Source organism: Pannonibacter sp. CBAS1226, assembly GCF_055685825.1.
In genome coordinates, this window is sequence record NZ_JBVOUO010000034.1 from 1 (window position 1) to 936 (window position 936).

General features: G+C 63.6%; 1 protein-coding gene. It reads left to right on the plus strand.

The window, feature by feature from the left end; all coding sequences use genetic code 11:
* Positions 1 to 936: ISAs1 family transposase (locus AC0CMF_RS25235; protein WP_472482578.1), on the plus strand; the 936-nt coding region annotated here is incomplete at both ends.

The following is a 936-nucleotide window of genomic DNA, read 5'->3' on the forward strand; positions in this document are numbered from 1 at the left end:
GCCATCGCGGCGATCATCTGCGGGGCCGAAAGCTGTACCGACATGGAGGACTTCGGCCATTCGAAGCGCAGATGGCTGAAGTCGATCGTGCCGCTGCCCCATGGCATTCCCAGCCACGACACCTTCTCCACTGTCTTCCGCCACCTTGACACCGATGCCTTCGAGGCGGCCTTCCGACGTCTCACGGCCAGCTTTGCCAAAGGGATCGAAGGGGTGGTGGCGATTGATGGCAAGGCCGTGCGCGGCGCCTACCGCCGCGGGGCCAAGGCAACGCCGCTGCACCTCGTCAACGTCTGGGCTGCCGGTGCCGGTCTGGTCATCGGCCAGAAGACCGCGCCAAACCGCAATGAAGTGCAAGGCGTTCTCGACGCGCTCGCGCTGCTGACGCTCGACGGTGCCACCGTCACCGCCGATGCCCTCCACTGCAGGGCTGACACGGCACGGGCCATTCTGGCCACCGGCGGTGACTATGTTCTGGCCCTCAAGGACAACCAGCCCAGCCTCCTGAAGCAGGCCAAAGCCCTTATCGAAGACGGGGACCGGATCGACAGCATCCTGCTCGCCCCGCAAACCGCCCATGACCGGACCGAGACACGCCGTGCCAGCGTTGTGGCCGCCACGGATATCGGCTTCCCCGGGCTGCAGGCCGTCGGCTCCGTCGAGACCTTCCGCCTTCATGCAGATGGCACCCAGACCAGTCATGTCCGCTTCTTCCTCCTGTCCAGGATCATGTCACCAAACGCCCTCATCGAAACCGTCAGAACCCATTGGCACATCGAAAACAAACTGCACTGGGTCCTCGACGTCCACTTCTGCGAGGACGCCGCCAGAAACCGCAAGGACAACGGCCCGCAGAACATCGCCCTCCTGCGAAAGATCGCCCTCAACGTCATCCGCTCCCATCCTGACAAGGCCTCAATCAGGCGGAAAATCAAA